20 protein-coding genes are annotated in these 23,394 nt (G+C 34.2%); 10 read left to right on the top strand and 10 right to left on the bottom strand.

Annotation, left to right across the window (positions count from 1 at the left end):
- Positions 1-8 precede the first annotated feature (8 nt).
- Together A9G08_RS09425 and mfd are read right to left on the bottom strand one after the other, a co-directional pair.
- Positions 9-1,541, bottom strand: coding sequence for a DUF945 family protein (locus A9G08_RS09425; protein WP_065563451.1), 1,533 nt, complete (start codon positions 1,539-1,541; stop codon positions 9-11).
- Positions 1,542-1,566: 25 nt separating this feature from the next.
- Positions 1,567-5,016 carry a transcription-repair coupling factor gene (mfd, locus tag A9G08_RS09420; protein ID WP_065563450.1) on the bottom strand — a complete coding sequence of 1,150 codons (3,450 nt, stop codon included), beginning with the start codon at positions 5,014-5,016 and terminating at the stop codon, positions 1,567-1,569.
- A gap of 153 nt (positions 5,017-5,169) precedes the next feature.
- Between mfd and lolC the strand changes: the two genes are divergently transcribed.
- Genes lolC through lolE form a run of 3 tightly spaced genes read left to right on the top strand, consistent with a single transcriptional unit; the run spans position 5,170 to position 8,309 of the window.
- Positions 5,170-6,372: a lipoprotein-releasing ABC transporter permease subunit LolC gene (gene lolC, locus A9G08_RS09415; protein ID WP_065563508.1), complete on the top strand. Its 1,203-nt coding sequence runs from the start codon at positions 5,170-5,172 to the stop codon at positions 6,370-6,372.
- Positions 6,365-7,057 carry a lipoprotein-releasing ABC transporter ATP-binding protein LolD gene (lolD, locus tag A9G08_RS09410; RefSeq protein WP_065563449.1) on the top strand — a complete coding sequence of 231 codons (693 nt, stop codon included), beginning with the start codon at positions 6,365-6,367 and terminating at the stop codon, positions 7,055-7,057. Before lolC ends, lolD begins: the two co-directional genes overlap by 8 nt.
- 13 nt (positions 7,058-7,070) lie before the next feature.
- Entirely contained in the window at positions 7,071-8,309 is a 1,239-nt protein-coding gene (lolE, locus tag A9G08_RS09405; RefSeq protein ID WP_065563448.1) for a lipoprotein-releasing ABC transporter permease subunit LolE, read from the top strand.
- Positions 8,310-8,359: 50 nt separating this feature from the next.
- On the opposite strand, the gene A9G08_RS09400 is transcribed toward lolE, so the two are convergent.
- The 3 genes from A9G08_RS09400 to A9G08_RS09390 all read right to left on the bottom strand — a co-directional run bounded on the left by A9G08_RS09400 (position 8,360) and on the right by A9G08_RS09390 (position 10,745).
- Entirely contained in the window at positions 8,360-9,085 is a 726-nt protein-coding gene (locus tag A9G08_RS09400) for a rhomboid family intramembrane serine protease (protein ID WP_065563447.1), read from the bottom strand.
- Between the two features lie 55 nt (positions 9,086-9,140).
- On the bottom strand, positions 9,141-9,665 hold the full coding sequence (locus A9G08_RS09395) for a GNAT family N-acetyltransferase (RefSeq protein ID WP_065563446.1): 525 nt from the start codon (positions 9,663-9,665) through the stop codon (positions 9,141-9,143).
- 171 nt (positions 9,666-9,836) lie between these two features.
- Entirely contained in the window at positions 9,837-10,745 is a 909-nt protein-coding gene (locus A9G08_RS09390) for a LysR family transcriptional regulator (RefSeq protein ID WP_065563445.1), read from the bottom strand.
- Between the two features lie 216 nt (positions 10,746-10,961).
- Here A9G08_RS09390 and A9G08_RS09385 point away from each other — a divergent pair, with 216 nt between their 5' ends.
- Together A9G08_RS09385 and A9G08_RS09380 are read left to right on the top strand one after the other, a co-directional pair.
- The gene (locus tag A9G08_RS09385) at positions 10,962-12,155 is read left to right on the top strand and encodes an MFS transporter (RefSeq protein ID WP_065563444.1); all 1,194 of its coding nucleotides are present in this window, start codon (positions 10,962-10,964) and stop codon (positions 12,153-12,155) included.
- An 88-nt stretch (positions 12,156-12,243) separates the two neighbouring features.
- Positions 12,244-12,969, top strand: coding sequence for a Vgb family protein (locus A9G08_RS09380; RefSeq protein ID WP_065563443.1), 726 nt, complete (start codon positions 12,244-12,246; stop codon positions 12,967-12,969).
- A 275-nt stretch (positions 12,970-13,244) separates the two neighbouring features.
- Here the strand turns inward: A9G08_RS09380 and A9G08_RS09375 are convergent, their stop codons facing one another.
- Complete coding sequence (locus tag A9G08_RS09375; RefSeq protein WP_065563442.1) at positions 13,245-13,826, bottom strand: IMPACT family protein; 582 nt, start codon at positions 13,824-13,826, stop codon at positions 13,245-13,247.
- A gap of 60 nt (positions 13,827-13,886) precedes the next feature.
- On the opposite strand from A9G08_RS09375, the gene nfi reads away from it, so the two are divergent.
- Positions 13,887-14,552, top strand: coding sequence for a deoxyribonuclease V (gene nfi / locus A9G08_RS09370; RefSeq protein WP_065563507.1), 666 nt, complete (start codon positions 13,887-13,889; stop codon positions 14,550-14,552).
- Positions 14,542-15,288, top strand: coding sequence for a tRNA1(Val) (adenine(37)-N6)-methyltransferase (locus A9G08_RS09365; RefSeq protein ID WP_065563441.1), 747 nt, complete (start codon positions 14,542-14,544; stop codon positions 15,286-15,288). The genes nfi and A9G08_RS09365 overlap by 11 nt, the downstream gene beginning before the upstream one ends.
- A gap of 11 nt (positions 15,289-15,299) precedes the next feature.
- On the opposite strand, the gene A9G08_RS09360 is transcribed toward A9G08_RS09365, so the two are convergent.
- From A9G08_RS09360 to apt, 3 genes are all read right to left on the bottom strand, one after another.
- On the bottom strand, positions 15,300-16,709 hold the full coding sequence (locus A9G08_RS09360) for a basic amino acid/polyamine antiporter (protein WP_065563440.1): 1,410 nt from the start codon (positions 16,707-16,709) through the stop codon (positions 15,300-15,302).
- Positions 16,710-16,746: 37 nt separating this feature from the next.
- Complete coding sequence (gene ddaH, locus A9G08_RS09355) at positions 16,747-17,517, bottom strand: dimethylargininase (RefSeq protein ID WP_065563439.1); 771 nt, start codon at positions 17,515-17,517, stop codon at positions 16,747-16,749.
- A 243-nt stretch (positions 17,518-17,760) separates the two neighbouring features.
- Entirely contained in the window at positions 17,761-18,306 is a 546-nt protein-coding gene (gene apt, locus A9G08_RS09350; RefSeq protein WP_065563438.1) for an adenine phosphoribosyltransferase, read from the bottom strand.
- Positions 18,307-18,556: 250 nt separating this feature from the next.
- Here apt and A9G08_RS09345 point away from each other — a divergent pair, with 250 nt between their 5' ends.
- The 3 genes from A9G08_RS09345 to A9G08_RS09335 are packed head-to-tail and all read left to right on the top strand — an operon-like array spanning position 18,557 to position 22,042.
- Complete coding sequence (locus A9G08_RS09345; RefSeq protein WP_065563437.1) at positions 18,557-19,909, top strand: vWA domain-containing protein; 1,353 nt, start codon at positions 18,557-18,559, stop codon at positions 19,907-19,909.
- Positions 19,910-19,911: 2 nt separating this feature from the next.
- Positions 19,912-21,378: a sensor histidine kinase gene (locus A9G08_RS09340; protein ID WP_065563436.1), complete on the top strand. Its 1,467-nt coding sequence runs from the start codon at positions 19,912-19,914 to the stop codon at positions 21,376-21,378.
- Positions 21,359-22,042 (top strand): response regulator transcription factor, encoded by a 684-nt coding sequence (locus A9G08_RS09335; RefSeq protein WP_065563435.1) that lies wholly within the window; start codon positions 21,359-21,361, stop codon positions 22,040-22,042. Before A9G08_RS09340 ends, A9G08_RS09335 begins: the two co-directional genes overlap by 20 nt.
- A 254-nt stretch (positions 22,043-22,296) precedes the next feature.
- Here the strand turns inward: A9G08_RS09335 and A9G08_RS09330 are convergent, their stop codons facing one another.
- Positions 22,297-23,352, bottom strand: coding sequence for a bifunctional transcriptional activator/DNA repair enzyme AdaA (locus A9G08_RS09330; RefSeq protein WP_065563434.1), 1,056 nt, complete (start codon positions 23,350-23,352; stop codon positions 22,297-22,299).
- Between the last annotated feature and the right edge of the window lie 42 nt (positions 23,353-23,394).

Genomic DNA, 23,394 nt, shown 5'->3' with positions numbered 1-23,394 from the left:
ATTCATTATTATTTTAATAGTTCCAATACATCACTTTTATTATAAATTTTTCCATTAATATTAACATCATTGCTATCTTGAAGTATATCAATAAATAAACCTTGCTCTCCGTCTTTACTAAAGGTAAATAATGGCGAATCATTAGACATATGTGCCAATATGTCTTGGACTATTTTTTTAGATTTATTAAATTGATCCTCTGTTATACCACTATTATTAGGAGAATAATATTGAGCAAATGTACGCGCTAGTACGTTAAGCGGGGCGTTCACGTGTAATGTAAAGTTATTGATGTTATCTAACGGATCGTTAATTATATAAATTTTATTAAGATTAGTAACATCAAGTAAACCTTTGATATTGATGTCACCATTATCATTATGTAAATTTAATTTTTTTAACTCAAATCGACTATTGATAGGTTGATTATATTGAGTATCTTCATCGATAAACGCTGCACCAAATTCCGCCTTATCTAACCCTTGATAATCAATATTTATTTCTGCTTTTCCTAACTCTTGTTGTCCATATAAGATCGAGTCAATACTACCGCTAAAAAAGCCATTTAGAGTACGGCTATCACCAAAATTAACTTTCTGATTGACTGAAATTTTATTTACTTTTATAGCAGGTCGTTTATCGTCTGACTCAGGAATTAAGGTAAACTTATCGAGGTTAGCTTGTAAGGTTATATTTTGATTATTGGAATCAATAGTGCTATCTACTTTTAGATTGTTTATTAAGAAAGTGTCATTATCGGACTTAGTAAAGTCATAATCAGGATTGAAAAAAGCATCTCTTAGATTTGTATTTAAAGAATCTAAACTCAATAAATAATGAGTATTTGTTGATTGTTTTTCGCCAGCAAACTCAATGTGAAGTTTATCTAAAGTGAAATATACATTAGCTTTTTTGGTGTGAAATCTATCTAAATCCAGCGTTATCGAAGGTATAGGGGAATCATTATTACTAATAAATGTAAAACTACCATTACCTAATTCGTATTCAAGATTAATATTAGTTTCGAACTCCCTTTTTTCACTAAATTTTCGACTAAAAAGTTTCATGATCAGATTATTACTATAATCCAAACTAATGTAGCCAGTAATAAATGGTTGATTTCCCATAGCTTCCCATAACGCAGGTTTAGCTTCTTGGCTGATTTCATAATCAATCCAAGCCTGTTGTGGTGAAAATATACCTTGTTTTAAAGCTGCAATTGGGAATGGTCCATGATGAATAGTAAAATCTTTATCAGCTAACGTTAATACATCCTCTGAACTTCCATCTTTGGGTGTTAACGTCATATAGATGTGTGTTTTGGTTGAAAACAGATGTCTTTCATGATTAGAATGGGAAATGTTTAACTTAAAGATATTTTGCGCATTGTTAAATTTTGCAACAGTTTCGGGTAACGTATTGTATAGTTCCTTTTCTATTACGATACCTGTATGCCATGCAATACAAATATAGCCTAATATAGCAATAGTAATAATGGTTAATATAGCAATAGTAATAATAGTTAATATTGTTTTTTTCAATTCTTATGTTCCTGTATATTTCGAGCTATTTTTCTTGATGTTCAGCAAAATCAGCTAATAAATTTTTAATATAATCAATGCGTTCAATGCGCTCTAAATCAGCTTTGAGTAATTTTAATCGATTTGTTCCTTCCAAGCGATAATTTTTTGGTGATTTTTGAATTGTTTCAATTAAATAATCAACTGAAATTTTGTTGTTAGATCCAAACTCAATAAAACCACCTTTTTCACCAAATTCAATTTTTGTAATACCTAATTTTTGTGCTTGATAACGGATTTTCGTTATTTCTAATAAAAAAAGTACCGGATCAGGTAGCTGACCAAAGCGATCGCGCATTTCGACTTGAATATCGGTTAATTCATCTAAACTTTCGATGCTTGCAATTCGCTTATATAGTGACAATCGAGTATTGACATCGGGGATGAAATCATCAGGAATCAACGTTGGTAATCGTAACTCAACTTCGGTCTGTTGATTATTAAGTAATGATTCAAGAGTCGGTTCTTTGCCTTCCTTAAGAGATTTAACGGCATCTTCAAGTAATTCGATATAAAGGTTAAAACCAATTGTTTCAATCTGCCCACTTTGATCACTGCCTAATAATTCGCCTGCACCACGGATTTCAAGATCATGTGTAGCTAAAGCAAAACCAGCACCTAAGTCCTCTAATGTAGCGATAGCATCAAGACGTTTTTTAGCATCTTTACTTAGTAATTTAGGGTGTGGTGTTAATAAATAAGCGTAAGCTTGGTGATATGAGCGTCCAACTCGACCACGCAATTGATGTAATTGTGCTAAACCAAATTTATCGGCTCTTTCAATAATAATAGTGTTGGCATTAGGGATGTCGATTCCGGTTTCGACAATGGTAGTACACACCAATAAGTTGAATCGTTGATGATGAAAGTCATTCATTACGCGCTCTAAATCGCGTTCATGCATCTGCCCATGACCAACTGCAATTCGTGCTTCAGGTACCAATTCAGCTAACTTTTCAGCCACATTTTCAATATCTGATACGTCATTGTGTAAGTAATAAATTTGACCACCGCGCAAAATTTCACGCAAGATGGCTTCACGAATAACTAAGTTATCATATTCTCGAACAAAGGTTTTTACCGCTAATCGGCGAGCAGGTGGTGTAGCGATAATTGAGAGATCACGCATACCACTCATTGCCATATTTAGCGTTCGAGGAATTGGGGTTGCCGTTAAGGTTAAAATATCGATATTGGCTCGCATCGCTTTAATTCGCTCTTTTTGGCGAACACCAAAGCGATGCTCTTCATCAACAATTAAAAGCCCTAAATCTTTCCATTTTACATCTTCTTGTAAAAGTTTATGGGTGCCAATAACAATATCGATTTTACCTTCAGCGAGTTCTTGAATTATAGCTTGTTGCTGTTTAGCGGTTTTAAATCGTGACAAACTTTCAATGCGAATTGGCCAATTGGCAAATCTATCACAAAAACTTTCATAATGTTGCTGAGCAAGCAAGGTAGTCGGGACTAAGACTGCGGTTTGTTTATGATTTATCACCGCTAAAAATGCAGCACGAATTGCCACTTCGGTTTTACCAAAACCAACATCACCACAAACTAATCGGTCCATAGCATAAGGTGAGCACATGTCACCAATAACAGCACCAATGGCATTTTGCTGATCTTCCGTTTCTTGGTAAGGAAAAGCTTGGCAAAACAGCTCGTATTGTTCACGATCTTGTTTGAATTCGAAGCCTGGCTTACTTTCGCGTTCAGCATAAATATCTAACAATTCAGCTGCAACATCTCGTACTTTTTCGGCAGCTTTTTGTCTAGCTTTACTCCATGCATCAGTACCTAATTTATTGAGTGGAGCATTTTCTTCATCACCACCAGAATAACGGCTAATTAAGTTTAGCGATGAAACGGGTACATAGAGTTTGGTATCATTGGCATAAAGTAAAATAAGGTATTCAGCAGTAATACCACCTGTTTCTAATGTGGTTAAACCAGCGTAGCGACCAACACCATGCTCAAGATGTACAACAGGCTTACCAGGTGTTAATTCTGCTAAACTACGGATTAAACTGTCAGTATTAATTGCCTGCTTGCTCTCTTTCTTACGACGAATAACTCGACGGCCCAATAATTCGTTTTCAGTAATAAAGGCCAAATTTTGTTGATGATCGATAAAACCTTGTTCGCTAGCACCAATCATTAAACAATAACGGTTATCCGATTGTTGGCTAAGTTGAGTGATGGTGGTTGGATGTATTCTTATACGGCCTAATATTTCTAGCAATGCATCTTTTCGACCTTCTGATTCGACTGAAAAAATAATCTTGCCATTAAAATTTTGAGTAAATTGTTCAAAATGTGAATAGGGATTTTTCTGCTGAATCTGTATAGCTATTTCAGGCAGTAAACTAAATGGTAAATTAATACTTTTGTTCGATTCAGTGATTTGAGCGCGTGAAACCGTAATTCGTGGATAGTGTTTGAAATGAGCAAAGATTTCATCGGTTTTTGACCAAATAATTGTTGGTTCTAAAAGCGGTCGCATAGGATCGACTTTTCGGCTCTCATAACGCTGAGTAATATCTTGCCAATATTTATTAGCAAACTGTTCGATATTAGCAGTGTTAATGATCAGTGTATTAGATAAAAAATAGCTGAATAGTGACGTGAGTGGTTCATTAAAGAATAATGCCTGCCAATACTCAATACCGGTTGGTAAAATATTTTTACTGACTTGTTGGTAGATACTTTCAGGGTCTAACCTTACTTCAAATCTCTCTCGCCATTGGCTTCTAAACAATTCTATTGATGTTTTATCAAAAGGAAACTCATGAGCAGGTAGTAGTTGAATTTCGGTAATTTCATCGAGAGTCCGTTGAGTTTCGACATCAAAGGTCCGAATGCTGTCTATTTCATCATCAAAGAAATCAATACGGTAAGGGCTTTCACTGCCCATCGGATAGATATCAAATATTGCTCCGCGAGTAGCATACTCACCATGTTCCATGACTTGACTAACTGAACGATAACCCGCATTTTCAAGTTGCAAGCGTAGATTTTCCCGACTTATGGCTAAGCCTTTTTTCATCATAAAGACATGCCCACCTAAATAGTTCTGCGGGCAAACTTTTTGCATAAGCGTATTAATTGGTAAGATTAATGCACCTTTGGTCAAATGCCCTAGATTATATAGGCAAGATAATCGTTCTGACACGATATCTTGGTGCGGGGAAAAGCTATCATAAGGAAGCGTTTCCCAATCGGGAAAGAAGATCGACGGATAGTGTGAAAATTGTTTTAGCTCTTCATGAAGACGAGTTGTTTGTAGCATATCATCTGTAACGATCACCACTAAACCATCATGTGCGTCAATGACTTGTGCACAAAATTGAGATAATGAAGAACCGACAAGTTGACCAACTTGTTTAACTTCACCTGATTTTTTAGGAATGATGCTAGAAATATTATTAGGCATGTTGGAATAATAGATAATTGCGACAAAGTTATCGTGATATTATAACGTAATTATATGGTTGTTTTCTATAACTGTTTAATCCTGTATGATAAGCAACTAAAATTTAAAAAGTTGATTGAAAACTTCAGGTATTTAATAACTATTATGTCAAAGATATTTCGTCCATTAGTATTTTATATTGGTTTACGCTATGTATATGGGCAAAAAAACGATGGTTTTGGCCGCTTTGTTTCCTGGCTGTCTATGATTGGAATCATGCTTGGTTCTATCGGTTTAATTGTAGTATTGTCGGTAATGAATGGGCTGGAAGAGCAGATGCAAAATAGTATCTTAAAGTTTTTTCCTCAAGCACAAATTACCTCTAAAACAGGTAAAATTGATTCTAGTATTATCACTTCATCGCAATTTGAAAATATCCAAGGTGTTGAGCGGATAACGCCGATTATTACAGGTGATGTGGTTTTACAAAGTCAACAAAGTATCACGGTCAGCACCTTAATGGGGATTACTGCTGACGACCACGATCCGATTGAAGATTATGTTTATGCTGGTTCAATCGATACCTTACAGGCAGGCAGCTATAATGTAATATTAGGGCAGACGTTAGCCGATCAATTGGGTGTGATAGTTGGCGATAAGATTCGCTTGATGGTCACCGATGCCAGTCAGATTACACCAGTAGGGCGTATTCCTTCCCAACGTTTATTTACCGTGAGCGGGTTGTTTTCCGTTAATCATGATATCAATCAAGCGTTAATTTATATCAATCAAACTGATGCTAGAAATTTATTACGTTATCCTGTTAATAATATTAGTGGCTGGCGTCTATTTTTAGCTCATCCACTTGAAATTTCGTCAGTAACAAAAAATCCATTACCTGAAGACTTGGTGTTTACCGATTGGCGAGCAAAACGTGGTGAGCTGTTCCAAGCTATTAAGATGGAAAAAAATGTGATGGGGCTGTTGATTAGTTTAATTGTAATTGTTGCGGCATTTAACATTATTACTTCACTTAGCTTATTAGTTATGGAAAAACAAGGCGAAGTGGCCATATTAAAAACGCAGGGTTTATCACGCTTTAAGATTATGCTGATTTTTATTATTCAAGGTGCTAGTTCAGGTGTCATTGGAACTTTATTAGGTAGCGCCATTGGTTTGTTACTAGCCTCATATTTAAATGAGTTGATGTCGGTGCTTGGTTTATCCTTTGCTGGTATTGAATTACCAACGCTAGTTGAACCTGCACAAATTATATTTATTATTTTCGGATTACTTATGTTATCGCTAATTTCAACTATTTATCCTGCATATCGTGCAGCCAATATCCAACCAGCCGAGGCTTTACGTTATGAATAATTCACAGCCACTTCTTTCAGCTAAAAATCTCTATAAAACCTATAAAGAAGGCAAAATGGTGACCGAGGTATTAAAAGATGTCTCGTTTGATATCTATCCTAAATCATTGCTGGCAATTATTGGTAGCTCTGGCTCAGGTAAAAGTACTTTGTTGCATTTGCTTGGTGGATTAGACAAACCAACTTCAGGTGAAATCACATTTAAATCTCAACAACTGAATCGCTTATCAGAACAAGAAAAAGCACATTTGCGTAACCAAGAAATTGGATTTGTATATCAGTTCCACCATCTATTGCCTGACTTTACTGCGCTTGAAAATGTAGCAATGCCTTTGTTGATTGGAGGCACTTCACCTAGCGAAGCTAAAAAACGTGCTATGGCGATGTTAGAGTCGGTGAATCTCGTTAAACGTGCTAATCATCGTCCATCTGAACTATCAGGTGGTGAACGTCAACGCGTTGCGATAGGACGAGCGTTGATTAATAATCCGGCACTCGTGATGGCTGATGAACCAACGGGTAACTTAGATAAATCAACAGCTGATTCAATTTTTGAGTTACTGATAAAACTTAATCGTGAACATGGTACGGCTTTTTTAGTGGTTACGCATGATCTCGCTTTAGCAAATCAACTCGATCATCAATTGATTATGAGTGATGGGCAGTTGTCTCATTCGGTGAAATAAAGGTAAATGGATTATGAATTTATCATTAATCACAGCCATAAAATTCCGTAAAGGACGCCGTAAAAGCGGTATGGTTTCGTTGATATCAATTATTTCAACTCTGAGCATCGCTATAGGTATTGCTGCGCTGATCATTGGCTTAAGTGCCATGAATGGTTTTGAGCGTGAATTAAATGATCGAGTTTTATCGGTCGTGCCTCATGGACAAGTTTATTCTCATATGGGCAATTTGGAAAATTGGGAACATATTCAAACTGAACTGCAAGAAAATAAACGTATTGTATCTGCCATGCCGTTTGTTAGTTTTACGGGATTGATTGAAAATGGTAGCAAGCTTGGTGCGGTTGAAGTGCAAGGGCTTGACCCAGAACAAGAAAAGAAGATAAGTGCATTACCTAATTATGTACTTAATAATAAATGGCAAGATTTTAAAGCAGATAATCAACAAATCATTTTAGGTGCCGGTTTAGCTAAATCACTTGCAGTTCAAGAAGGGCAGTGGGTTTCTTTGCTTATTCCGGTTTCAAACAATCCAGAACAACTTAAACCACCTCGTCGAGTTCGTTTACAAGTACATGGTATTTTAGATCTTAGTGGTTCATTGAGTAACAATGTGGCTTTATTACCTTTAACTGATTCACAAAAGCTACTCAATATTGGTGACAGTGTCACAGGATTGATGATCAATGTAGATAATGTTTATCAAGCTAGTGATATTATTGGCCAGGCAACGTTGAATCTTGAAGAGAATCTCGATTTTAATAGTTGGGAACGTACATTTGGATTTATGTATCGTGATATTCAAATGATTCGACAAATTATGTATTTAGCGATGATTGTCGTAATTGGCGTTGCTTGTTTTAATATAGTATCGACGCTAGTTATTGCAGTTAAAGATAAGCAACGAGATATCGCTATTCTTAAAACACTTGGCGCAACCAATAATCTTATAAAACGTATTTTTATTTGGTATGGTGTAATTTCAGGTTTGATTGGTAGTGTGATTGGCGTGGTGCTTGGCGTTATCGTTTCATGGCAACTTTCAAACATAATGGGTATTTTTGAGTCGATGATGGGACATAAAATCTTAAATAGCAACATCTATTTTGTTGATTTTTTACCATCCGAAATTCATTTATTTGATGTTGTCATTGTATTTATTACAGCAATGTTATTAAGTTTGATTGCCAGCTATTACCCAGCTCGAAGAGCGTATAAAATTGATCCGGCTCGAGTGCTAAGTAGTTATTAATAAATTAGATAAAATAATAAAGGCGCAAAGTTCAATTTGCGCCTTTATTTTTAATAATTAAAACCATATGTTGTTTTATAATATTGATAAATTGAATATAACAGCAAACACGATGCCGCAAAGAGGATTAAGATTAATAGAGTGTAAATATTGCTTTGATAGCGAAATTTTTTCAAACAGACCGTAACTATCCCACCTAGAATAAACCCTGTAATCGCACCACCAATGTGCGCCATATTGTCAATAGAAGGTAACAAACCTAATCCCAGAGTCAGAAATAAACTGATTACAATAGACTTGATAGGCATCTCTTGCAGATCGGTACGATTGATGAGCGAATAGGCAAGCAGTGCAGTGATAATACCTAAGATAGCCCCCGAAGCACCACAACTAATAACACTATGACGAATGGTTGAAACGTCACTCGCTAAGCTACCAAATAAGCCGGACAATAAGTAGATACCAATAAAAGAAAATGGTGGGATCAATCGTTCTAAAACAATCCCAACACTCCATAATGCTAACATATTCATAGCAAGATGAGCTAATCCTGCATGTACAAAGATATTGGTAAATAAACGCCAATATTCACCAGAAAAAGTTAACTGAGCAACATCCGCACCCCAGTCAATCAAGAAGGCGTTTTCCATATATGTTGAAAAACCACGAGAATCAAGTAGATGAGAAATAACAAACCATGCAACATTAAGCAGAACTAAAATACTAGTAACTTTTGCTTGTTGAAATAAATATTGAAGATTTCTTAGATTGCCCATGTGGTGGAGTATCCCTTTTGAAAAAAATAAATCATAACTAAGTTAGATAGATGTGTTAATCCAGATGCTTACCTAAAATAACTAAATCACGCTTGACGCCATCAAGTTCGGCAATTTTGGGGAGTAGGGCCCAATGTTGATAATGAAGCTTTTCAAATAGTTTTATGCTAGGCGTATTGTGTCCAAAAACATAGCTAAGTATGGCTTCGATACCAATTTGCTTAGCAAATAATTCAATTTCAGTCACTATGGTTTGACCGATTTTCTTCCCTCTAAAATCTTGATGAATGTATAAACTAATTTCAACCGTTTTATCGTAAGCCGGACGGCCATAAAATGATGATAAGCTCACCCAACCACAAGGTTGATTTTGATATTTGATTAACCAAAGTGGGCGTTTTTGTGGATTATGCTGATCAAACCACGCTAAACGACTTTCAACAGACACCGGCTGTAAATCAGCTGTAACTTGGCGATTAGCAATTGTTGAATTATATACATCCACGATAAAGGGCAAATCATCTAAAGTTGCATCTGTATAAGTAATCATAAGTTTAAAAGAAAAGTGATTAGTTTGCATAATTGTAATGGCTTTGTTATGTACAAGCAACCAAAGGCGATTTAATAACTAAAAAAAGAAAATGGTTTAAAAGAATTTACCAAAAAACCCTTTCCTCAACATTTTTGACACCATTTCAATAATAAATAAATTAGCAAAAAAAGTTGAGGAGCGGGGTTTTTGAGGTTTAATTTAGCTGATTTTATGCTGATTAAAATAATCAATTATTGCTTGATTGACTGTTGAAGTTTTAATGTTTTTACGCCATATCAGATAAATATTTATTTTTAATTTTTTATCTTGGCTGTTGATCAACTTTTTATAGATAACACCATCGACTTTCATTTGTGTCATCGATTGTGGTAAAAGCATTATTGCTTTACTCAATGCAACTTCCAGTAGCATAGATAAATTATCAGCGAGTTCGGTACGACGATGTAGTGGGTGGTTTAAGCTATTGAAAACCTTTTCACACTGGTCGTAAAAAAATGGATTTAAATGTTGTTTAAACCAAAACAGAGGTAAATCAATCACATCATTAAGATTAACTTTATCTTGTTTACTGCATGGGTGATGAGCTGGTAATACTAAGGTCATGGGTTCTTGATAGATTAGTATTGAGTTTTCATTAAAATCTCTAGTTGGATAGTCGGAAACAAAGGCAAAATCAATATTGCCTTTTTGTAACTCAAGTATTAGCTCTTTAGAGGTATAGTTATGTTTATATATTTCTGTTTCATCACTAAATTTGGATAAAAACGATTTGAAATAAGGAATATAGTCAAAACTTAAGGTTTTAGTTGTTCCTATAATAACTTTTTCTAGATGCTTTGTTGATTTAACCATTGAACAAAGATCACTTAATAATTGTGTTACTTTAGATTTTAGTATTTCGCCTTCATTGGTTAATACAATATTGTGAGAGTTTCTTAAAAAAAGTGTGCTTTGTAGGGTTTCTTCCAAATTTTTAATTTGAGTTGAAAGAGGAGGTTGGCTAATACCAAGTTTTTTGGCTGCGCCAGTAAAACTAAGTTCTTCACAGACCGCAATGAAATATTGTAATTGCTTAATAGTCGGTAATCTTTTGCTGTAAATGTCCATAATTACACAGTTCTTAATACATCAATTAGTTTGGTGTCCAAATCGTCGTATAGTTTTTTAGCACGATAATCATTTAGTTATTATGAATGAGTTTTACATCTTTTGCTAATCATCATTTTTTTCTATACGATTTTCGTATAACAAAATATGTATTTTTAAATTAGCTATTTGTCAGATAGTCTTCTTGAAAACTAATCAATCTTTATTATGAAATCTATGTTAAAAGAAGAAACAATACAGAAAAAATCCAGTCTAATTTTATCAGCAATTTTAATTGTGCTATTAGTCGGCTCGGTTTATATAAGTCAACTTATCTTTCAAGAAATATCAAAAAGTTATCATATTGATATTTTAGAAGCGAGAAATGTGTTTAGTTTATCTTGTTTTTTTTATGCCATTTCTTTTTTTATTTATGGTCCACTCTCGGATAACGTTTCAACAAAGTTATTAGTTCTGATTGGTAGTATTGGTACCATTTGTTGTCTTATTTTATCGGTGATCATTGATTGTTTTAATTTATATTTGGTTGTTATGTCATTAATAGGCTTTTTTGCAGCTGCTGTTCCTGCTGCTTTGTTTGCTTATACCGCTAAAAACACGCCAAATCATAAGTTACCACAAGCAATGGGAATTATGATTTCAGCTTCAATTGTTGGCATCATTTTTAGCCGTAGTGTGATTGCGATGTTAACTGATTTTTGGTCTTGGCAGATTGCTTTTATCATTTATGCGGGATTAATCATTGTAGCATGTCTTTTTGTTCCTTTTGGTATAAAGCAAACAACAAATCAATCTCCAACAACCAGTTTGATAGGTACGTATTTATCTGCACTTAAAATATTTCTAGATAAAACTGTCGTTATTTTTTTAGTAATCGGTTTTTTACTATTTTTTGTTTATCTTGGAATATCTTCTTTACTCACTTTTTATTTGAAAGGCGCACCTTTTTACTTATCTTCAACCGTTTTAGGTTGGTTGAATTTTGCTGGTCTAAGTGCGGTTGTTGGTAGCATGATCACTGGTAAGTTAACTCAAGTCATCAATGAAAAATACTTATTCATTATCTGTCTGTTAGCTGTATGTATGTCGATTGTCACTATCGGATTTAGCTCATCATTATATGTTATTGGATTAGGCATTTTTTGTTTATTCCTATTCGTATTTGGTATTCAACCATTAGTTATTGCAATGCTAAATAAAATTGTACCAATCAGTTCTAGAGGTGCTATTTCGTCTTTATATCTTCTTGCTTGTTTAGCTGGCGGTAGTATTGGTACTTATTTACTCGGTATTGTTTATCAAAATAAAGCTTGGAATGGAGCCATAATACTTTGTGTCTTTTTGTCTATCGTTAATTTAATCCTAGCGTTAATTGCTATTCGATCAATTAAAAATAGTATTAAAAATTAATGTGTTATAAATAAGGAAATTAATAATGAAAAAATTTTTACTGCGTATGTCGATGTTTATATTTTGCTGTTTTTATGGAGGGTCATCTATGGCAGGTTTAACAAAGATTTCCTCAGACTTCAATGCTCCAACAGGAATCGCATTTGATAGTAAAGGTGGGATGTATGTGACAGATTGGTCAAATAATTCAATTTTGAAAATAAATGCTAATGGTAAAAAAGAGACTTTTTATTCAGGTATATCTTCACCAGCTGGAATAGTTTTTGATGCAAAAGATAATATGTATGTTTCATCTTATGGCGATGATTATATTTTAAAAATTAATCGTGATGGTAAATCACAAAAAATTTCTGATGGTTATCATACGCCTACCGGAATCGCTTTTTCTAATCAGGGGCAATTACTCATCACTAATCGTTCAACAGGTGAAATTGTTTCGCTTGATCTTCAAACAAAACAAAAAAATATTGTTGCTCGTGGATTAACTACACCAGTTGGCGTGACTCAATTAGCGGATAATAGTTTAGTTGTTTCTCAATACAGTGGACGTCTAACTATGATCAGTCCAAATGGTACTCAAACGGAACTCGGCGCCGAATTTAATCGCCCAGGTGTAGGTATTGTACTAATTGCCCCAAATGTAGTGGCAGTGGTTGATAATGGTGCAGGTATGGTGCGAAAAATTGATGTACAAAGCAAAAAAGTGACGACATTAGTTTCGAACTTATCTCAAGCTGTTGCATTAGCTTATCATAATAGCCATTATTACATTGGCACATGGGGTGACGGTAGTGTATATGAGTTTAATAATTAACTATTTATCACTAGCAATTATTTATCCTTGAGGGGAAAGAAAAAAAGTTGAGGAGCGGGGTTTTTTGAGGTTTTATTTAAATGATTAAAATCATTTACATTAATTCTTTATATTATTACGCCGCCTCGACTAAATATGTTAAATAAACTTTCTATTCTGATTGAAGCTGTATTTTACTTTATACTTTTATGAATTATTCATTTATCTATTTCATCATCAGTTTAATTAAGCTTATTGATAAAATTTATCGATATTGAAGATACTCAAAAGATTTCTTATACTTCAATAATCACTCTTCCGCGAGTAATATCACTAATATTCTTTTTAAGTGTGAGTAAATTGTCTTGCGTGATAGCGATGCCGACTGTGACACCTTCTGCATCAAAATTTTGTTGTTCAATAATTGCATCGAGTTCCTTCAGTCGGTTTTCTATGATAGGCCACTCGTTATAGTAACAGTGAAATTCTAAGGTTGTTCTGGCAATAAGTTCTATTAATTCAGCTTGTTGTAAGCAATGGCTTGCTGAACCACCATAAGCACGAATTAAACCACCTGTGCCTAATTTAATTCCGCCAAAGTAGCGAGTCACAACAACGACGACCTGATCGCAATCTTGTCCTTCAATAGCCGATAGAATAGGGCGCCCAGCAGTGCTGGTAGGTTCTCCATCATCATTGAAACGATATTGTTGTCCTATTTTCCATGCCCAACAGTTGTGAGTTGCATTTGGATCACTAATGCTATCAATAAATTGCGTAGCCTGCTCCGCATTTATAATGGGTGCCGCATTGACAATAAAGCGACTTTTTTTTATTTCTTCGGTTAATTCGGTTGGATTTGCTAATGTATAAGGCATACTTATTCTGGTAAAATCATTTTATTGTAACTAATAATACTCAGCAGAGTTGAAATGTCTATTAATTTAGCACAATTAAAACTTTCACAACAGCAATTAGCCAATCAGGTTAGCTTGGTGGATGATTTTAACCCAGCAATAAAATTGATTGGTGGGACGGATGTCGGTTTTGAACAAGGTGGCATGATAACTCGTGCTGCGATTGTGATATTGACATTTCCTGATTTTGAAGTGGTTGAATATAATATTGCTCGATTGGAAACAAATTTTCCTTATATTCCAGGATATTTGTCTTTTCGGGAGTATCCAGCATTGCTTAAAGCATGGCAACAGCTTAAGCACAAACCTGATTTGTTGTTGGTTGATGGGCAGGGTGTTGCTCATCCCAGACGATTAGGAATTGCAAGTCATTTAGGTTTATTGCTCGATATACCTACGATTGGTGTAGCAAAAAGAAAATTATGTGGACAATTCGAGCCTCAATCGAAAAAAGCGGGAAATGTAACGCCTCTGTTTGATAAGCAAGAACAGATAGGCTGGGTTTTACAAAGTAAAGATAATTGTAATCCGTTATTTGTTTCCGCAGGGCATAGAATCAGTCAGGACAGTGCATTACATTGGGTCAAACAATGTTTACGCGGTTACCGTTTGCCGGAGCCAACTCGTTGGGCTGATGCAATTGCGTCCAATAAGCCATTATTTAGAAAGTTTAGTCATGCCAAATAATCAGCTACCATTAAAAAAAGGTGGATTTACCTTTAAGCGTTTTTTTGTTGCCCATGATAAAAGTCCCATGAAAGTGACAACGGATAGTTGCTTGTTAGGTGCATGGGCTCCTATTAAACCTGATATACAAAATGTTTTAGATATTGGTACTGGGTGTGGTGTTATAGCATTGATGCTTGCCCAACGTTTAGAAAACTATTCATGTCAAATTGATGCGATCGACATTGATCCGCAAGCGATTATGCAATGTCAGCAAAATAGCTTAAATGCTAATTTTCAAACGATCCAAGCATTAAATATCAATGTTAATCAATTTAGAATAGATGATAATGCTTGTTATGATTTGATTATAACTAATCCACCTTATTTCCAATCAGCAGTCGAATGTCGAAATACAGAACGTCAGTTGGCTCGTTATACCGAGAGTTTAAACTATCAGCAACTTATTGATGCGGTAATTCGTTTATTAAAACCAAATGGATTATTTTGTTTAGTCTTACCTTATCATGTTGCAGATAAATTTAAACAGTTATGCGAGTTAAATAGGTTATTTTTATGCAGTGAAATGCAAGTAAAATATTCAGCTGATAAGGATTTTTCGTTGGCACTGATGGCCTTTTCATTTCATCAAAATGATAATTTCCTTAGTCAATCATTGTGTATGCGTGATGACCATGGGAGGTATTCTCAACCATTTAGAGAATTATTGGCTGATTTTTATCTGTTTCGTAAATAATGCCTTTTTGGTTATTGCGGAATAATGTAGAAGTATATTATCGCTATAATAGCTAGTATAACTATGGTTATCGCATAAATTTTGTCATGCAAATAACTGAAAGATGATAGATGCCTTTGTTTTCTTGCATAAAGGTAGAATAATAATCCAACACTATATAAGATCATGGATAGTAATAAATAAGACACTCCACCAGCATAGATTAACCAGAATCCATAAATTGAACCTAGTGTACCGATGAATAATAGATGTTTTTTTCGTTGCCTTATAGATAGTTTAAACACGAATAATGCTGATAGTAGATAGGGGATGAGTACCATTGAAGTTGATAGCTGAATTAAGGTGTTGTAACCCGATTGATAAAAATGTGCCAAAATCATAAGTACACTAATTAAACTCGTTGTTAACCACAATGCATTAGCGGGTGTGCTATTTTTATTGAGTTTACCGAAGCAACTAGGTACGGTATGTTGATTTCCTTGACCTGTTAGAAACAACATTTCAGCCGCTAACATTAACCAAGACAATAATCCACCACTGACCGATACAATCAAACCAATGTTGATACATTTAGCTCCCCAACTACCTACAACATGTTCAATCACTAAGGCCATGGATGGATTTTTCATTTGTGCTAGTTCGTGTTGTGGGACGATCCCTAAAGATAGTACCGAAACACAGACTAATAATAGACTGGTAATAGCAAAACCAAAAAAGGTGGCTCGACTTATACTAATTATATTTTTAGCTCGAGCGGCATAAACTGTTGCACTTTCAATCCCTAAATAAACCCATACGGTATAAAGCATGGTATGTTTTACTTGACTGAGGATGGTTCCTAATTGAGGTGTCCCCCAAAAGTCCATATTGAAAGTATCAACTTTAAACGCTAAAACGACACAAACAATAAATAAACAAATAGGCACAATTTTAGCTAATGTGACTAAACAATTAAGTAAGAATGCTTGATAGATGCCTTTTATGACAAAAAAATGGATAATCCATAAGAATATAAGTCCAGCAATCACAGCGGGAATAGTTGTGCCATTACCAAAATAATTGAAGCACTCAAATGAACCTAATGCGCTAAATAGGATAACTAAATAGCTGCCACATGACATCCATGCCGATATCCAATAGCCCCAAGCGGCATTAAAACCAATATAATCACCAAATCCTTCACGAACATAGCCATATAATCCTTCATTGATTTTGTAAAAACGAATTGAAAGATACTGAAAAATTCGCGTAAGCATAAACATGCCAAATAAGGTTATTACCCATGCAATTAAAATTGCACCTGCTCCAGCCCCTTCGGCCATGTTTTGAGGAAGGCTAAAAATACCACTACCGACAATACTGCCCACTACCATTAATGTAAGTGGGAGTATGCCAAGCTTTTTTCTTACTGGCATATTCATATCGTTTTCTTATTTTTATTGTTCAGTTAAGTTTTAATTAAAATCGCAATGACATACAACTAACTCCGCCATCAATTTTGCGATATTCTGAGGTATCAACTTCGATGACTTGATAGCCAAGCGCTTCAATTTTAGCTTTAGTAATTGGATAACCAGCCGGCATGATGACTCGCTCATTAACCCAGATACAGTTAGCGGCATAACTCTCTTCTTCTGGTATTTCAATAATATTGAGATGTTGAAATTCTGGTTTAGTGATAAATTCACCCGCAGCTAATAAATTATTGTGTTCCAAATAAGCAAGTCCGGTCTTTAGATGTAATACTTTCTCTAAAGTTACCACTGAACCGGATAGTCCGTATTTTTCTAAGATAGCAATCATTTGGTTGGCACCTTCTTGATTGGTACGAGCCGATAAACCAATGTAATAGTGATTCTCAACCATCATAATATCGCCCGCTTCAACAGTGCCAGGGGCGGTAATGTGTTCAACATTATTAGGATAAAATCGTTCAATAGTATCAACGATGATTTCTGTTTCTGCACGACGGCTTACCGCGCCAGGGCGAGTGATAATGGCGCAACAGGGCGTACATAACACGGCATCTTCGACAAAAACAGAATCTGGAAATCGTTCATCGGCTGGTAATATTGTGATATCGACATCGCATTGCTGTAATGCTCGAATGTAGTTGTTATGTTGATCAAGCGCTTTTTGATAGTCTGGTTTTCCTAAATTGGCAGAGGTTAATCCGTTGATAAGTGACTTAGCTGGGGTTCTGGCAATAATATGATTAAATTTTTTCACTGTTTAATTCCTGTTATAAATATTCATTATTTTTGAATAATAATTCATAATAATAACTATTTCAAGAATTAAGTTGATAATTTATGCAAATTGAGTGTGGCGATATTTGTTGTGGTTTGGGCTAGTTAAAATGAAATTAGAGTAGCGGATAAGATAAGCCTGAATTTGATGGCAAAAATAAGGATATTAATAAATGAGGATGTTGGAGACGAATAGGGCGACATTTCGCCCTAAAAATATGTGTTATTCACCGGCAAAATCGACTAATGTGTAACAGTTTATTCCCATATCAGTTAATTTTGTTTTCCCGTGTAAATCAGGTAAATTAATTACAAATGCAGCATCTTGAGCAATACCACCTGCTTTTTGAATTAATTTTGCGGTAGCTGCAACTGTGCCTCCAGTTGCAAGTAAATCGTCAATAATTAACACTCGCTCGTTAGGTTTGATCGCATCGCAATGCATTTCTAAGGTATCTGTACCGTATTCAAGTTGATACTCTTCTTTAAATACTTTACGCGGCAGTTTATTTGGTTTTCTTACTGGTACAAAACCAACGCCTAATGCTAACGCAAGTGGCGCTGCAAAGATAAAGCCTCTAGCTTCGGTGCCAACAACTTTGTCGATTTTTTTATCTTTATAATGCTCAATTAAAAGATCGACTGATGTTTTAAATGCAATAGGGTTTTCAAGTAGACTAGTAATATCACGAAATAAGATACCAGGTTTAGGATAATTTGGAATCGTGACAATACTATTTTTAATAAGTTCAAGTTTTGATTGAGTCATTTTAAATGTTCTCTAACTATTCTCTTCAAGAGCGACTAATTTTTTATTATATACCTTTGCACTTTAGACTGGCAATAAACAAACAGTTAACGCACCGTAAAATAGAGAGATTGGTTAGTTTAAGTACTAATAGGTGTTTTTTATCACGGTTTTACTTTTTACAACTTTTTACAATTAAATACATTATTTAGACAATTTATTTGGCGATTGATGAATAATTGAATAAACTTTATATAGGAAGGAAAATACTATGAAATTTATTAAAATATTTGTCATGTTAGGTTTTGTCTTGTCTAGTTTATTTAGCTATGCCACGACAATTCTACCAAGTTCACAAGTTTCACAAATTAACGTCCGTTCAGAATTGTCTTCACCTATTATTATGGCAGGAAGTGAAGAAACCAATTATTTAAAAGTTTCATTAACTGGTGAAAAAGCGAACTCTAATAAACATGTGCCGATCAATTTAGCGCTTGTTATTGATAAATCAGGTTCAATGCAAGGCGATCGCATAGTAAAAGCGAGAGAAGCTGCTATTTTTGCGGTTAATATGCTAAATGAAGAAGATACCTTATCTATTGTTACTTATGATTATGATGCGAAAGTTATTGTTCCAGCAACTAAAGTAAAGAATAAAGAACAAATTATTAAACTAATCAATAAAAATTTAGTTGCAGGTGGAGGAACAGCCTTATTTGCAGGATTGAGTAAGGGAATAAAACAAGTTGAAAGCCAACTTACGAAAGATAAAGTTAATCGTATTATTTTGTTATCTGATGGTCAAGCCAATATAGGTCCTAGTTCAGTAGCTGAACTTTCTCAATTAGCTATTATTGCGGCTAAAAAGAATATTGCTATTACCACAATGGGGATCGGTTCTGATTATAATGAAATATTAATGTCATCTATCGCAAGTTATAGTGATGGTAATCATGTATTTGTTAATAATACTTTTGATCTTGAAAAAATGTTTGTTCACGAGTTTACTGACGTGATGTCCACGGTTGCTCAAAATGTTGTGATTACTATCCAATTGAAAGATGGCGTTAAACCGGTGCGTTTACTTGGTCGAGATGGTGTAATCAAAGGTAATCAAGTCACGATTAAAATGAATCAATTGTTTTCAAATCAAGAAAAATATGTACTGTTAGAAGTCATCCCTGAGGAAGGAAAAGTTGGCCAAAGTAAAACGTTAGCTCAAATTGATTTATCATATGACAATTTATTGAGAAATAAAGCTGAACACGAAACTCAATTTGTAAGCGTAGCGTATACCGATGATAAAAAGTTGGTCAAGGATTCAATGATTCAAGAAGTTTTAGCTGAATCAGAGATCCAGAAGGTAACCATTGAGAATGAAAAAGCATTAGAGTATTACAATCTAGGTAGGTTTGAAGAAGCAGAAGATATTCTTATTGAAAATAGTAAAAAACTTAGCTCAATTTCAAATTCAGTATCCTCAGAAGAGGCAAAACAAAGATTAAGAGGCCAAATTGAAAAAAATAATATTATGGCTGATGCTGCTAAAGCTGATAAAGACGTTTTCAACAAAATTTCAGCTGAAAAGCAGTTTGAGTCAAAAAGCAATGTAATTAAGAAATAATTATGAAAAGATTAGCAACGATTTTATCTTTAATGATGTTAATAGCGTTTATAAGCTATTTAGGTTGGCGAAGTGTAGAACACGAAGTGTTATTACGAGAAAGCAACCAAATCTTACTCGCCAAAAGCCGTATAAATAATATCAAGTTATCGATTGAATCGTTGCTAAATCAGCGTCTATCTTATTTGAGTAGTTTGTCACTTCAAATTAATGACGACAACGATAAAGCGGAAGATTTATTAGGCTCAGAAACTGATATTAAAAATATTTTTATCATCAATAAAAATAAAATTTTATTTGTAAGTGATGTGTATGATTCGCAATGGCATAAGATAGTAGAATCCATCGCTTTAGATAATTCTGTTTTATTCAATCAACAAGATCATACTGAACAGTTTCAACCAAGTTCTGGTTGGTATCAAATGTATAATCACTTAATTTACTGGTCAATTCAATCGGATAATATTATTGGTTTTGAGCTTTCTAACATCAAACTTTCTTTTGATATGATCAATTTATTAGATAAGCAAGCTTTTGATGATAATTTTAAATTATCCGATGGCGATAAGCAGATTTATACCAATGGTGAAAAATCTGACAATCAAATTTTGATATCGCTTGACTATCCTTTACAAAATTGGCATTTAACCTATTATTATTTCTCCCCAAATGTTGTTAATTTGTATTTATTAGGTTCTGTTGTTATTGGTCTTTTCATTACCGTAATACTTGGATTGATTTTCTATAGCTATCGAGAATATACTCGAACATTGCGCTTAGCAAAACAGCAGGTTAGTTTTGTCGGGCAAGTTTCCCATGAATTTAAAACCCCCCTAACCAATATCACACTATATTCTGAAATGTTGTCAGAGTATCTAGAAGATGAGCCTGCGCCCATTCCTGATTATTTGCATGTAATCAGTGCTGAAAGTAAGAGATTAACTAGGCTAGTTCAAAATGTTTTAAGTTTTAATAAACCACTTAGTGTCAATATAAAACCAGTTAATTTAACCGAGCTAATCAACCAGATTTATAATACCTTTAGTCCTATTTTAGATGCAAAATCGTTACATCTTAATATCACTAATATTGCAAGTGATTGTATTGTTAATACGGATGAAGACAGTGTAATGCAAATTCTCAATAATTTTCTAAGTAATGCTGAGAAATATGCTTCTAAGGGCAAGCAAGTTGATTTATCTTTAACTAAATCGGGAAAACAGGTGATAATTACGGTTCGAGATTATGGTGAGGGCATTGCGAATCATTTATTAAAACAGATTTTTGATCCTTTTTATCGGGTTAGCTCATCCATAACCGAAGGGGTTTCAGGTACTGGAATAGGGTTGACGATTGCCAATCAGTTAGCTAATCAGATCAATGGTGAAATTAAAGTTATGAATCAAAATCCAGGAATTGCGTTTTCACTTATTTTAATGGAGTTAGAAAATGAAGATTTTAATTGCTGAAGACGATAAGCATATTCTTAATGGTATGTCAGATCTTCTAGAAAAAGAAGGTTATACGATTATCAAAGCAAATGATGGTAAAGTTGCACTTGAAATGTTTAATCAACATCAACCCGATTTCATTATTTTAGATATTATGATGCCTGAACTTGACGGTTATTCTGTTTGTCGTGAAATCCGTAAATTAAATGAGGATGTGCCAATTCTATTTTTATCTGCTAAAGATGAAGAGATCGACCGAGTAATTGGATTAGAGCTCGGTGCTGATGATTATATGAATAAGCCATTTGGTATTCATGAACTTAGGGCAAGAATCAAGGCAATTGCCAAACGTTACTTAAAATCAAAATATTCAAATTGCTCTAAAGAAGACTATTTTCAATTTGGTGATTTAAATGTGTATTCTTCCGAATTGTATGCAAAAAGAAACGATCAGGTTATCGAATTAACCTTAAGAGAAATTAAGATTTTAGAGTGTTTATATCAATTTAAAAATCAGGTTGTTACTCGAGATATGCTTTTTGATTACGTTTGGGGATATGATTTTTTACCTAATAGCAGAACGCTCGATCAACATATTTCAAAATTGAGAAAACAAATAGAAATTAATCCATCCACACCAACTTTAATTAAAACTGTTCATGGGATTGGTTATAAACATTAAATTTAATATAAATTTTATGAAGTTCAATTTTATTTTATGCAGGTAACATATTATTTGTAGTAGCTCAAACCGGATAAGATAGTTACCTGTTTTTTATAGGTGTCATTGCATGAACAAAAAACAGCTAAGCATTAAAATTAAACTAACTATTATTTTAATGGTTAATAATCCTCAATCCTGCTGTTCTCATCAATCCTTTTAATATACTCTTTTAACTTTGTTAAATTAATCTATTTTTTAGATAAAAATAGTTATTAATTTGAGTGTGTATCTGATTTTATGATTCTATTTTCATGTTCAATTAACCATTTTTTTCTTTCTAATCCACCTCCATAGCCAATAAGTTCGCCATTTGTGCCGATTACTCGATGGCAAGGTATAATGATCGCAACTCGGTTATAACCATTTGCGCTGGCTACGGCTCGGATTGCTTGTGGTTTATTAATCTTTTGCGCTTGTTTTTTATTGGTGGTTAATTCGCCATAAGGAATTTGCTTTAAGCAATCCCAAACGGTTTGTTGAAATAACGTACCTGGGGTATGTAAGGCAATGGTAAAATCTTTTCTTGTTCCCTTAAAATATTCGGCAATTTGAACTTTAGTTTGTTTAATATGTTCATTTTCACCAAATATAATCTTCATTTTAAGTAGAGATTGTAGTTGTTCAAATTCGGTTTCTAGCATTCTTCGATCTACAAATTCTAGTAGACAAACTCCGAGACTAGTAGCGCAAACAAACATTGGGCCGAGCGGGGTAGTAAAACGGTCAATTAAAATGATGTCTTGTTGATTGCTAGTTGAAGGTGATTTTTTCATGATTTTTTTGTAGGTGTAACCAAATCCACTTAAGGAGTTGTAGCCACTATCCATTGCAGTATTAATCACATTTTTTCCTGATTTTAATTCTTGGAAAGCATTGTTAATTCGATACATTCGTTGATAAGCATGGAAGGTGATCCCATAGTGTTTTTTGAACCATCTGCGAATAATTTCAGGGCTTAATTGATTTTGTCTTAATTGATAATCGGTAATCTTATTTTTAGGATTATTGCTAATTAATGATATTGCTTTAATTATTTCGCCTGGTGCAGCGTTTTCAGTGGGTCTACATATTTTGCAAGGTCGATAACCCGCATCAAGAGCTGATTTGAATGAAGAGAAAAATTCAACATTTTCAAATTTTGGTTTTCTGGCTCGGCATGTAGCAATACAAAAAACTGAAGTGGTTTTAACTCCAGCATAGAAAACTCCAACATAACTTTCATCTTTTTCAAGTAACGCTTTGTAATAAATTTCTTTTTGATTAAGCATTTTATATCTTAATTTTTAACTGTTAAATGATGGATCAAGCTT

The sequence above is a fragment of the Gilliamella sp. wkB195 genome (assembly GCF_001690445.1).
Taxonomy (GTDB): Bacteria; Pseudomonadota; Gammaproteobacteria; order Enterobacterales; family Orbaceae; genus Gilliamella; species Gilliamella apicola_E.
The sequence above is the reverse complement of the archived record's forward strand: the minus strand, read 5'-3'. Positions and strand labels throughout refer to the sequence as shown.